Here is a 13035-nt window from a genome sequence, read left to right on the forward strand (position 1 = left end):
GCACTCACTCGGCTGAGCCCTCAGCGTTGTCGTCGACTACATCGGTTTCATCGTCCGCGATTCCTGCGAGTTTGGCTGTGTCGAAGGCGGACATGGCTGTTGCGAGTCCTGCTAGTGTGGCGGCGCGGGAACCATTTGCGCCAGTTCGAGCGCTACGCCGTACCCACAGTTCCGCGTTTGGATCACCCGGTAACGCAGTTGCAGCCATGACTTCCACACTGTCCAGCACTTCCGACGAATCAACAGACAGAACTCCCGAAAAACACAGATTTTTTGTGTGTTCACTCGTCGTGGCAGTTGAATCGACGGCGCTGATATCAACTTTTACGGGGACTGTGAAACGTGCAGTCCACCCGCCGTTGCTGCCACGGCCGGCTCCTTCGCTGAACTGCCATCCGTCAGACGGCCTATCCGCGCTGACGACATAGGCTCGAAAAACATTAGTGGGGAGTGCTGATTGTTCGGGATCTAGGGGATAGCCCTCTAGCCAGGCATGCAACATGTCGGCCAGATTCTGTTGATCGGTTTGGTTGAACCACCGGGAGAGGATTTCGTTGGATACGGGAGCCCATTGGTTGGCGAAATGCTGTTCAAGGATAGGTAAAGTGGTTACGTAGTGCACACGATCTGGTATCCCGCTGTTCGTCAGTTCATCGGTAAGCTCGTCGTTGAAATTGATCGGACAATCCGTCTTCGATCCGAGGTTCTTCCCTGTCCAATTTTTGCCCGAGGGGCCAAAATCCTTGTTGTTCGTACTGACGAACCAAACCTCGGCGTCCGGATTGGTCTTCGCAACCTCCATGACGGTCAACCAAATCAGAGTGTCTCGGTACCCGTCTTAGGAATCTGTCTGGGGTCCGAGGAACCAGCGAGGTAAGGGGCGCGCCGGTCGGCTGAGCGTTCTGCGATTTCGATATGTGGGATATTTGGCATGGGAACAATAGCGAACCCTAGCGAGGCCAGACGTTCGCGAAGCGCGTCCGGGTAGGACTCCATCTCGGCTTGGATTTTCGCCTCGATGGCCTCCTTTTCTCTGTTCATCCCGAACTCGCCTACTTTGAGGTTTGACACGGCAACTGCGGTCACACCCCACGCTCGGCGAACTACCTTGACGGACTCCATGTAGACGACTTCAGGAACTACCAGCTTGACGCCCCACGTCTCTGCATTGTCCGACAGAGATTTAAAGTAGCGATGGCGTAGCGACGGAGTGGAATACAAGATATTGGTGTCGACCACGATGATGTTCTGCGTCTCCGTCATAGAAGATATTGTGACGGTGCGTGCCGACTAGGTTGGGAACTACCCCAGCGACGCTAGGCGCTCGGCCACCTTCGGTGTCCCCCGAAATGAACTCCGCTGCGCTCCGTTCTGTGAAAAGCATTGATTTGTTTTCACTTCTGGCTTTCCAGATTCTCGTCGGCGGTGACCTGCGCGCAACCCCTGGCGGCGCAAGCGCCGGCCGATGGCTCCGAGAAATTTTCGCCACTCGCAAGCTCCCGTCAAAATTTTCTCGGCCCAGGGGTGGCACTCCGGCCCCCTCGTGCCGACGCGATTCTCCTTTGCCAGAAGGCGAAAAAAATTGGCGGGGCACGGGGCCCGGTCACTTTCACAGCAAGGGGAACGACATGCAGAACATCCGTTTGAGGACCGCCACCGACGTCTTGGCCGCAATCCCGGCATTGCTCGGATTCGTCCCCGCCAATTCCGTCGTGATGATCGCTCTCACCGGATCACCGGCCACCCTCGCGTTTGTCGCCCGCACCGATGTCATCGGTGCCGACGCGGCAGCCGACTACAGCACCGCACTCGAGCAAGCCGCAGCCACATCCGTTATCTGGGTTGTCATTGGCACCGGTCCGGTAGCCGCCGCCGGACTTGACCAGATCGAGGCAGCTCAGCGCGAGCTCGACAGCATGGGAATCCGCAGCATCCGCACTCTTGTCGCGGAGTCTCTCGAGGTCGGAGCGGGGTGGTTCGACACCAACGGCGAGGTGCCCGACCAGCAATGCATGTTCTGCGCCTCATGCCATTAGTTGCTCTGTCGCGGGTTCGCTTTGGCCACTGAGCCTGGCATCTTCGTTTTGTCCGTGTTTGCCGGCTGGGTCAGGGGCTCCTCCGAAGGCGTTTGTGTGAAATGTCGTCCCCATCGGGGACGCCTCAACCCCGAGCCTTCAGCGCCGCCCGCGCCGCATTGAACCCACCCATCCCGTGGACCCCGCCGCCCGGCGGAGTCGCGGACGAGCAGAGGTACACGCCCGGAACCCCGGTGGCATAGGGGTCGAGCCCGAACCGGGGGCGCGCGATGATCTGCCGCGCAGTGTTCGCCCCCGCGGAGATGTCGCCGCCCACATAGTTGGGGTTGTACGCCTGCATCTGCGGCACATTGCGCACGTGGACGCCCACGATCCGGTCCCGGAACCCCGGCGCAAACCGCTCGATCTGACGCGTGACTACATCGGTCGCGTCGCCCGGATAGCCATGCGGCACATGCGCATACGCCCACACGGGATGGATGTCTCCGACGGAACGGGAAGGGTCGGCCAAGAACTGCTGGCCCAACAGAATGAAGGGCTTGTCCGGCATCTGACCCCGAACGGTCTGACGTTCGACAGCAGCAGTTTGCGATATCGTCCCGGACAGGTGCAGGGTGCCGGCCTTGCGGGCATGCGGATTCGTCCACGGCACGACGCTTCCGTCGGAGTCACCGCGCACGGCGTAGTCGACCTTGTAGGCGGCGGTGCCGTAGCGGAATTTGCGGTAGGCCCGGGCAATGAGATCAGGCTGCCGGCCGTCGAGCAGGCGCCCGGCCGCATCGGGTGCGATGTCGAGCATGACGATGTCGTAGTCGGCGATCTGGGAGTAGTTGGTGACCCAGTTCCCGGTTTCGATGGTGCCACCGAGGCTGCGCAGAATCGAGGCGAGCGCGGCTGCAATTGACCCCGAACCACCTTGTGCCACAGGCCAACCGTGAGCATGGGCTCCAGCAGTGAGCATCGAGCCGACAGCGCTGGACAGGGGAAGGGTGAGCGTCCCGAACATGTGCGCCGCGACGCCACCGAAGAGCGCCCGCGCTTGTGGCGTCTTGAACATCCGCGCGAAACCCGTCGCGGGAAGCAGAGCGCCCGTCCCGAAACGCGCGAGCATCAGCGGGTGCTTCGGAACGTGCACGATCGGCTTGAAGACGTCCTGCACCAACTCGTCGAAGTTCTCGGAGAGGTATCCGAAGACGTCGAGCCACCTCTTACCGTCGACACCCAGTCCCTCAGCGGTCCGGTTGATGTCGCGCCACAGAACCCCGGCGGTGCCGTCGTCGAGTGGATGGACCAGTTGGATCTCGGGCCACAGCCACGTCAGGCCGTGCTTGGCGAGCCCGAATTCGCGGTCGAGTTCCTTGAAGTAGGGAGACGCCAAAGCTGTGGGATGGAAGGCGGAGCAATCGTCGTGGACGAGTCCGTCGACTATGTATTCGCTACTGCGGGTGCCACCGCCGATCTTGTCCGCACCCTCGATGACATGGACGTCGATTCCTGCGCGGGCGAGTTCGATCGCCGCCGCGAGACCGTTGGGGCCACTGCCCACCACTACTGCTGTTGTCATTTGCGCTTCGCCACCCGTCTTCTCAGGTGTGAGCCTACGGAAATTACAGCGATGGCATTCTGCGAGCAAACAATTCAGGCCTAGACCTTGGTTGATCGATCAACTTTTGTTACAGTTCGAGGCGCACTGGCCGCAGCTGATTCTTATCGCTGCGGCCAGTTGTTGCATTCATCGCCCATCGCGCCTGTTTCCTGCGGATTCGGTATCCTGTGAATCGGAACTTCTCTGCACAGACGCAGCTCCGAAATCTGTCGAGGGGCCTTCTGGCTCCCTGCATCGCCGCAGTTCAGAGCAATTATAGGGCTACCTTAGTTGCGCCCGTGCCGGGGTTCTGAATTATCGTTTTCGTTACACGGTTGACTCACAAAAGTTTCAACCGACCGAAGACTCACGTCGCCGGGTGCCAGAACGCACACCATCGCGTCTGCGCAGGGCGGCTACTTCGGTGGTACCGAACACATCGTCGTGTCGGTGCTTTGAAGGACTTGCATTGCAAGTTGATGGCCATCAGCGCTGCTGGTCGTCGGTGCATCTTTATGGCATACGAAGGCTGGGTATGAAGCAACTTCCAGGCCCCCAGGGCCTCTATCACCCGTCCAATGAGCACGACTCCTGTGGAGTCGCATTTGTTGTCGACATGCATGGTCGCCGCAGCAGGGACATCGTCGAAAAGGCGATCACCGCTCTGGTCAACCTCGAGCATCGCGGCGCTGCCGGATCAGAACCCAACACGGGTGACGGTGCGGGCATTCTGCTGCAGGTTCCCGACAAGTTCTTCCGAGCTGTCGTGGACTTCGCGCTGCCCGCCGAAGGCGCGTACGCAACCGGTATCGCATTCCTCCCGCAGGGCGATGCCGATGCACACGAGGCTGCTGCTGCAGTCGAGAAGATCGTCGTCGAAGAGGGCCTGAAGGTTCTCGGCTGGCGCGAGGTCGGAACCGACGACTCATCGCTGGGCGCACTGGCGCGCGACGCGATGCCGACGTTCCGTCAGATCTTCATCGGCTCCGAGGGTGACAAGTACACCGGCATGGATCTCGAGCGTCGTGCATACGTGGTGCGTAAGCGCACCGAGCACGAACTCGGCTCCGAAGGCGCCGGCAAGGGTGGCCCGGGTAGCGAGACCGTGTACTTCCCCAGCCTGTCCGGCCAGACGTTCGTCTACAAGGGCATGCTCACCACCCCGCAGCTCAAGGGTTTCTACCTCGACCTGCAGGACGATCGTGTCGAGAGCGCACTGGGCCTGGTCCACTCGCGCTTCTCCACCAACACGTTCCCGTCGTGGCCGCTGGCGCACCCGTTCCGCCGGGTCGCTCACAACGGTGAGATCAACACCGTCACGGGCAACGAGAACTGGATGCGCGCTCGCGAGTCCCTCATCGACAGCGACGTCTTCGGTGGCCGCGAGAACCTGGACAAGATCTTCCCGATCTGCACCCAGGGTGCCAGTGACACCGCTCGTTTCGACGAGGTGCTCGAGATGCTGCATCTCGCCGGCCGCAGCCTGCCGCACGCAGTTCTCATGATGATCCCCGAAGCCTGGGAGAAGCACGAGAGCATGGACCCCGCTCGTCGGGCGTTCTACGAGTACCACTCGGCTCTCATGGAGCCCTGGGACGGACCGGCGTCGGTGTGCTTCACCGACGGCACCGTCATCGGCGCCGTGCTGGACCGCAACGGTCTGCGTCCGTCGCGTCTGTGGATCACCGAAGACGGCCTCGTCGTCATGGCGTCGGAGGTCGGCGTTCTGCCGATCGATCCGTCCACCGTGGTCCGCAAGGTCCGCCTCCAGCCCGGCCGCATGTTCCTCGTGGACACCGCGCAGGGCCGGGTCATCAGCGACGAGGAACTGAAGAACGAACTCGCTGCCGAGCACCCGTACCAGCAGTGGATCGACGAAGGTCTGATCCACATGGACGACCTGCCGGACCGTCCGTACACGTACATGTCGCACGAGCGCGTCGTGCTGCGTCAGCAGCTCTTCGGTTTCACCAACGAAGAGGTCAACCTGCTGGTCAAGCCGATGGCACTCTCCGGTGCCGAGGCACTGGGCTCGATGGGTACCGACACTCCGATCGCCGTGCTCTCGTCACGTCCACGGATGCTGTTCGACTACTTCTCGCAGCTCTTCGCTCAGGTCACCAACCCGCCTCTCGACGCGATCCGTGAAGAGGTTGTCACCAGCCTCGGCGCGACCATCGGCCCCGAGGGTGACCTGCTGCACCCGAATGCGGACTCCTGCAAGCAGATTGCGCTCCCGCAGCCGATCCTGCACAACGACGACCTGTCGAAGCTCGTTCACGTCAACGACGACGGCGAATTCCCGGGCTTCCGCAGCGTCGTGATCCGCGGCCTGTACCCCGTCAAGGAAGGCGGCGACGGTATCCGTCGTGCGCTCGAGGGCATCAAGTACCAGGTCTCGCAGGCAATCGAGGGTGGCGCACGCATCGTCGTGCTCTCGGACCGTGAGTCCACCGAGGACTACGCGCCGATCCCGTCGCTGCTCCTCACCTCGGCCGTGCACCACCACCTGGTTCGTGAGAAGTCGCGCACCAAGGTCGGTCTCATCGTCGAGGCCGGCGACGCCCGCGAGGTGCACCACATGGCGCTCCTCATCGGCTTCGGTGCCGCAGCGGTCAACCCGTACATGGCTTTCGAGACCATCGACGAGTTCCTGCAGAACGGCGAGCTCGAGGGTCTGACCCTCGAGAAGGGCATCGCGAACTACATCAAGGCAGCCGGCAAGGGTGTCCTGAAGGTGATGTCCAAGATGGGCATCTCGACGCTCGCGTCGTACACCGGTGCTCAGTTGTTCCAGGTCATCGGCCTCTCGCAGGAGCTGACGGACGAGTACTTCACCGGTCTGCAGTCGCAGCTCGGTGGCATCGGCCTCGACCAGATCGCAGCCGACGTCCAGGCACGTCACGCCGTCGCATACCTCGATCGCCCCGAAGAGCGCGCTCACCGCGAGCTCGAGGTCGGCGGCGAGTACCAGTGGCGTCGTGAAGGCGAGTACCACCTGTTCAACCCGGACACCGTCTTCAAGCTCCAGCACGCAACTCGCACAGGTCAGTACGAGGTGTTCAAGGAGTACACGACCATGGTCAACGACCAGTCGGAGCGCCTTGCCGCTCTGCGTGGTCTGTTCGACTTCAACATCGGCAAGCGGCCGTCGATCTCGATCGACGAGGTCGAGCCGGCCAGCGAGATCGTCAAGCGTTTCTCGACGGGTGCGATGAGCTACGGCTCCATCTCCGCCGAGGCTCACGAGACTCTCGCCATCGCGATGAACCGTCTGGGCGCCCGCTCCAATTCCGGTGAGGGCGGCGAACATCCGTCGCGCTTCACGCCGGACGAGAACGGCGATCTGCGTCGCAGTGCCATCAAGCAGGTCGCGTCGGGACGCTTCGGTGTCACCTCGCACTACCTGAGCAACTGCACCGACATCCAGATCAAGATGGCGCAGGGAGCCAAGCCCGGTGAGGGCGGCCAGCTTCCGGCTCACAAGGTGTACCCGTGGGTGGCCGAGGTTCGGCACTCCACGCCTGGCGTCGGCCTGATTTCGCCGCCGCCGCACCACGACATCTACTCGATCGAGGATCTCGCTCAGCTGATCCACGACCTGAAGAACGCCAACCCGCAGGCCCGCATCCACGTGAAGCTGGTCTCCGAGGTCGGCGTCGGAACCGTCGCGGCCGGTGTCTCCAAGGCACATGCCGACGTCGTTCTGATCTCCGGTCACGACGGTGGCACCGGTGCCACCCCGCTGACCTCCGTCAAGCACGCGGGCGCACCCTGGGAACTCGGCCTCGCCGAGACCCAGCAGACGTTGCTGCTCAACGGTCTCCGTGACCGCATCGTCGTGCAGGTCGACGGCCAGCTCAAGACGGGTCGCGACGTCGTCGTCGCTGCCCTGCTCGGCGGCGAGGAGTTCGGTTTCGCCACCGCACCGCTGGTTGTCTCGGGCTGCATCATGATGCGCGTCTGCCATCTCGACACCTGCCCCGTCGGTGTCGCGACGCAGAACCCGTTGCTGCGTCAGCGTTTCAGTGGCAAGCCGGAATTCGTCGAGAACTTCTTCATGTTCATCGCCGAAGAGGTTCGCGAGCTTCTCGCGGAACTCGGTTTCCGCACGCTGCTCGAAGCCGTCGGCCAGGTCGACATGCTGGACACCACGCGCGCTCTCGATCACTGGAAGGGAAGCAAGGCAGGCAATCTCGATCTGTCGCCGATCCTCACCCAGGTCGAGTCCGCGTTCATGGACCAGGACGTCCACTGCACCGGCACGCAGGATCACGGTCTCGACAAGGCGCTCGATCAGCAGCTGATCGTCTCGGCCCGCAACGCACTCGACAAGGGTGAGGCGGTCTCCTTCGAGTCCGCGATCACCAACGTCAACCGCACGGTCGGCACCATGCTCGGCCACGAGGTCACCAAGGCGTTCGGTGGAGAGGGCTTGCCCGAGGGCACCATCGACATCACGTTCACCGGTTCCGCCGGTAACAGCTTCGGTGCTTTCGTGCCCAGCGGTATGACCCTGCGCCTGCACGGCGACGCCAACGACTTCGTCGGCAAGGGCCTTTCGGGTGGACGCATCGTCGTACGCCCGCCGCTGGATGCAGCGGAAGGCTTTGTCGCCGAGGACAACATCATCGGTGGCAACGTCATCCTGTTCGGCGCCACCAGCGGCGAGGCTCTGCTTCGCGGTGTCGTCGGCGAACGCTTCGCAGTCCGTAACTCCGGCGCCACTGCCGTCGTCGAGGGTGTGGGCGATCATGGTTGCGAGTACATGACGGGTGGAAAGGTGGTCATCCTCGGAGCCACCGGACGTAACTTCGGCGCCGGCATGTCCGGTGGCGTCGCGTACATCTACAACCCCGACAAGGCATTCGAGAAGAACCTCAACACCGAACTGGTGGACCTCGAGGATCTTTCGGGCGACGACTTCACCTGGTTGAAGGGCGCCATCGAACGTCATCGCGACGAAACCGGCTCCGAGGTTGCAACGCGCATCCTCGCTGACTGGTCGCAGCAGGTGGGTCACTTCGCAAAGGTGATGCCCCGCGACTACAAGAAGGTTCTTTTGGCCATCGCGGCCGCAGAGAAGGATGGCAAGAACGTGGACGAGGCAGTTATGGAGGCAGCTCGTGGGTGATCCAAGCGGCTTCCTGAAGCACACGTCGCGCGAACTTCCGGTTCGCCGGCCGGTGCCGTTGCGCCTGCTCGACTGGAAAGAGGTCTACGAGGAGTTCCCGAAGGAAACCCTCAAGACCCAGGCCAGCCGTTGCATGGACTGCGGAATTCCTTTCTGCCACAACGGTTGCCCTCTCGGAAACTTGATTCCCGAGTGGAACGACCTGGTCTACAAGGACCACTGGCACGACGCCATCGAGCGTCTGCACGCGACCAACAACTTCCCGGAGTTCACCGGTCGTCTGTGCCCCGCACCCTGTGAGGCGTCCTGTGTCCTGGGCATCAACCAGGATCCGGTCACCATCAAGCAGGTCGAGGTCGAGATCATCGACAAGGCCTTCGACGAAGGGTGGGTCAAGCCGGTTCGCGCCGCGCACGCCACCAACAAGAAGGTTGCGGTTGTCGGCAGTGGTCCGGCCGGTCTGGCTGCAGCGCAGCAGCTGACCCGCGCCGGTCACGCAGTGACGGTCTTCGAGCGGGCAGACCGCATCGGCGGCCTGCTGCGCTACGGCATCCCCGAGTTCAAGATGGAGAAGCGGCACATCGACCGCCGTCTCGAGCAGATGGAAGCCGAAGGCACCGTCTTCAAGACCAACGTCAATGTCGGCGTGGACATCACCGCGGACGAGCTGCGTGAGCAGTTCGACGCAGTGGTTCTGGCCGGCGGCGCCACGGCAGCTCGCGATCTTCCGATCCCGGGCCGCGAACTGGACGGCATCCACCAGGCGATGGAGTTCCTGCCGATCGCCAACCGCGTGCAGTTGGGTGACCTCGACGCTCCCACCATCACCGCTGAGGGCAAGAAGGTTGTCATCATCGGCGGCGGCGACACCGGAGCGGACTGCCTCGGCACCTCGCACCGTCAGGGTGCGGCCAGCGTCCACCAGTTCGAGATCATGCCGCGTCCGCCGGAGACTCGCGCCGAGCAGACTCCGTGGCCGACGTACCCGCTCATGTTCCGCGTGGCTTCGGCTCACGAGGAGGGCGGCGAGCGTCTGTTCTCCGTCAACACCGAGAACTTCGTCGGTGAAAACGGCAAGGTCACCGGACTCAAGGCTCACGAGGTCGAGATGAAGTCGGGTCGCTTCGAGAAGGTCGAGGGCTCGGACTTCGAGCTCGAAGCCGATCTCGTGCTCCTGGCCATGGGCTTCGTCGGTCCCGAGAAGCCGGGTCTGCTCACCGATCTCGGTGTCGACTTGAACGAGCGTGGCAACGTCGCCCGCACGTCGAAGTGGAACACCAACGTCGACGGCGTGTTCGTGGCCGGCGACATGGGCCGCGGTCAGTCCCTGATCGTCTGGGCCATCGCCGAGGGACGTTCCGCAGCAGCCGCTGTGGACACCTACCTCGAGGGTGTCACGGCCCTTCCGTCACCGATCCACCCGACAGCGGCTCCGCAGCGCTAGAGGCTCTCACAAAGCCGCACCCCACCGCATTCGGTGGGGTGCGGCTTTGTTTCTGCAAGCAATTCGCACGATCTGTAACAAACCTTCATCGATCGTGCATCGGACAGACACAACGCCCAGACAGTATGATTCCTGAGCATCGATAGTGGTGTATGGGTTGCTTCAGTTGAATCAGGGGAGTTTCATGCGTGCGAGGCGTCTCGTTGCGGTGTTGTCGGCACTTGCTGCGGCAGCAGTGGTACCGGTTGTCAGTGCTCCCGTGGCGTCGGCTGATCCCTGCCCGAGCCTGTACGTCGTGGCCATCCCGGGAACGTGGGAGCCCTCGGGCACCAGGCCCGGCGCCGGCATGCTCGCTCCGGTGACAAACGGGCTTCCGGGCTCCGTACGCACCGATTACGTCACCTACTCGGCGACGGCCTTCCCCTGGGAATCCAACGTCTACGCCAAGTCGAAGCAGCAGGCTGTCGACAATGCCCGCGGCATGATCGGCGCCATGGCCGCCTCGTGCGGTGACACTCGCTTCGCCATCGTCGGATACAGCCAGGGTGCCGACGCGGCAGGCGATCTCGCCGCCGAGATCGGAACCGGCATCGGCGTTGTCCCCCCGACTCGCGTCGAGGGCGTCGGCTTGCTGTCCGATCCCCGACGTTCCGAGTCCGACGTCCTGATCGGCCCCGCTGTCGGCGGTAACGGTGCCAGCGGCCCTCGCATCGGTGGATTCGGTTGGCTGTCAGGCAAAACGGTGACGCTCTGCGCGGTCGGTGACCTGTACTGCTCGACGCCGAAGGACGATTTCGTGATGCGTCTGGCCGGATTCATGGCTCAGGCGTCCGATCCCACTCCGGCCAGTGCGCTCGCGCTTCGCGACGAGGCCGCCGTGATCGTCAATGATCTGATCACCGCAGGCGGTCTCCCCGCTTTGATGGCCCAGCTCGATCCGGGCGCGAACTCGCGGCGCATCGATCAGTTGGTCGACTTCTACGGCTCGCAGGTCCACACCGACTACACGCGTTACGTCGTTGACGGCGCAGGCAATTCGGCTACATCCTGGCTGCACGGCTGGTTGGCCGGCAAGGCCTGATCAGCAGTACGTCTGCTCCGCCGTGTCGACGTAGATCTCGGCAATGCGCTGCGAGGACATCGGCGTGATCTGTGAGTACACCTCGCCGACGGAGTTGAACTCCGCCAGCACTTCGGACCGAGGCATACCGTCAGCGAGCGCCTTGCAGGTGCCGTCGGCGTAGAGGATCTCGGCGGAATCCATTCCGGCGGGCGGGATCCCGGCCAGACGCAGAGCGGCGATGTACCGTTGCCCCTTCTCGCCGGCGTTCGCGACGATCTCTTCCGGTGAGCGGGCGTCGATCGGTGCATTGGCCGCTGGCGCTACCGGTAGCGATACCGGCGGGGGCGTCGATTCGACGACGCTCGGCGCCGCTTCCGGAGTTGTTGCGGCGAGCGGGCTGGTCGGCAGCTCGGAAAGCGTACTGGGGGCAGTCGAACTCGACGTCGCCGCGACCGACGTGCTGGTGGCAGCAGAAGTGGATTCCGATGCGTCGCTGTCGGATTGGCTGCTGCAGCCGCTGAGGAGTAGGCCCGCTGCCGCGACGCAGAGGACCAGTCTGTTCGTGTTCATCACCCGTGAGTGTTACACACCGTACCGCTTATTTTGTCCGTTTTAAGGAAACTCCCTTTTGCCCTGTTTTTAAGTCGAAGTCCTGTGATATACATCTGTTCAGTTGTTACTTGTGAGTAGGAGCACACCGCAAAGACCTTGTCGGCGGCGGTCGAAACACAAGCAATGACTGCGAGTTTCGTCCCCCATCACATAAACGGCAGGGAGAAATCAGTGCAGAAATCTCACAAGAACGGCAACAGACGTCTCGGCACGCGCGTGGCCGTCATTGCAGGTACCGCAGGTGCGGTCCTCGCGTTCGCGGCGCCGATGGCCTCGGCTCAGGATCCGGTCGACAATTCGATACCCGGTGCCGCAGTGTGTCCGGCTACTGCCGAATCCTGTGTGTCGGTTGTGGTTCAGAGCGGAACCTTCGACAACAACGGCTTCAACCTCCCGATCGGAAAAGGCGACATGATCATCGCCGCCGAGGCCGGCTCCGGTGAAGGTGAGTCCACCGTTCTTCTCCCGCGCGACGACGGACACCACGGTGTCTACTCCAAGCCGTTGACCGTTCCGGGTGGAGTCCTCGGAATCGACCTGCCGTTCGGCAATCTGTTCGGCCTCGCCGCAGTCACCGCCGAGGTGGAGGCGACCGCTGCCCCGACCCTCAACGGCATCATCACCGACATGGATCTGAGCATCCCGGTGCGGATGAAGATCAACAACGCGTTCCTCGGCGACAACTGCTACCTGGGCTCCGCGGCTGCGCCGGTGAATCTTCGTCTCGCGCCTGACCCGTCGGTGGTACCGACCTACACGGTGCTCCCGGACAATGCACTGAAGGTGAGCCCGGTCGGGAACCAGGCCACCGGCTTCGCACTGCCCGCCGCCAGTGGTTGCGGACCGTTCGGAGTGCTGAACCCGATCGTCAACTGGCGAGCAAAGGTACCGGCCACGTCGGGAACCTCGCTCAGCACGATCTCCGACGCCTACCTGTACCCGGGCGGCCTCACCGGTAGCGATCCTCTCGACGATCTCGGCGGCGGAACAGGATCCAGCGGTTCCAGTGGCTCGAGCGGTTCGTCCGGAAGCTCCGGTTCCTGAAAAATCGGAAGCCTAGACGCAGCGGTGGTGACGGAATGTCACCACCGCTGCGGCGTCCGACCTGTAATAACCTGTGCCTCAGGGTGGGCGAAGGCGGCACTCCATCAGGAGCACCTG

9 protein-coding genes are annotated in these 13035 nt (G+C 62.8%); 5 read left to right on the top strand and 4 right to left on the bottom strand.

Annotated features, from left to right (window positions below):
* Positions 1-4: 4 nt before the first annotated feature.
* Positions 5-811, bottom strand: coding sequence for a hypothetical protein (locus AOT96_RS35270; RefSeq protein ID WP_156778943.1), 807 nt, complete (start codon positions 809-811; stop codon positions 5-7).
* A gap of 5 nt (positions 812-816) precedes the next feature.
* Complete coding sequence (locus AOT96_RS10765; RefSeq protein ID WP_065351720.1) at positions 817-1263, bottom strand: PIN domain-containing protein; 447 nt, start codon at positions 1261-1263, stop codon at positions 817-819.
* A gap of 365 nt (positions 1264-1628) precedes the next feature.
* Here AOT96_RS10765 and AOT96_RS35670 point away from each other — a divergent pair, with 365 nt between their 5' ends.
* Positions 1629-2036, top strand: coding sequence for a DUF4192 family protein (locus AOT96_RS35670; RefSeq protein ID WP_065351721.1), 408 nt, complete (start codon positions 1629-1631; stop codon positions 2034-2036).
* A gap of 124 nt (positions 2037-2160) precedes the next feature.
* Here the strand turns inward: AOT96_RS35670 and AOT96_RS10775 are convergent, their stop codons facing one another.
* Positions 2161-3600, bottom strand: coding sequence for a phytoene desaturase family protein (locus AOT96_RS10775; protein ID WP_065351722.1), 1440 nt, complete (start codon positions 3598-3600; stop codon positions 2161-2163).
* A 556-nt stretch (positions 3601-4156) separates the two neighbouring features.
* On the opposite strand from AOT96_RS10775, the gene gltB reads away from it, so the two are divergent.
* From gltB to AOT96_RS10790, 3 genes are all read left to right on the top strand, one after another.
* A complete protein-coding gene (gene gltB, locus AOT96_RS10780; protein ID WP_042453347.1) occupies positions 4157-8755 on the top strand; it encodes a glutamate synthase large subunit in 4599 nt (1532 codons plus the stop codon).
* Positions 8748-10199 (top strand): glutamate synthase subunit beta, encoded by a 1452-nt coding sequence (locus tag AOT96_RS10785; protein ID WP_003943594.1) that lies wholly within the window; start codon positions 8748-8750, stop codon positions 10197-10199. Before gltB ends, AOT96_RS10785 begins: the two co-directional genes overlap by 8 nt.
* Positions 10200-10383: 184 nt before the next feature.
* The gene (locus AOT96_RS10790; RefSeq protein ID WP_197523635.1) at positions 10384-11280 is read left to right on the top strand and encodes a cutinase family protein; all 897 of its coding nucleotides are present in this window, start codon (positions 10384-10386) and stop codon (positions 11278-11280) included.
* Here AOT96_RS10790 and AOT96_RS10795 read toward each other — a convergent pair whose 3' ends face one another.
* Positions 11281-11832: a DUF732 domain-containing protein gene (locus AOT96_RS10795; RefSeq protein WP_037130956.1), complete on the bottom strand. Its 552-nt coding sequence runs from the start codon at positions 11830-11832 to the stop codon at positions 11281-11283.
* Between the two features lie 213 nt (positions 11833-12045).
* On the opposite strand from AOT96_RS10795, the gene AOT96_RS10800 reads away from it, so the two are divergent.
* Positions 12046-12918 (top strand): hypothetical protein, encoded by an 873-nt coding sequence (locus AOT96_RS10800; protein WP_003943530.1) that lies wholly within the window; start codon positions 12046-12048, stop codon positions 12916-12918.
* The last annotated feature ends 117 nt before the right edge of the window (positions 12919-13035 follow it).

This window comes from Rhodococcus sp. 008 (assembly GCF_001682295.1).
Classification (GTDB): domain Bacteria; phylum Actinomycetota; class Actinomycetes; order Mycobacteriales; family Mycobacteriaceae; genus Rhodococcus_F; species Rhodococcus_F qingshengii.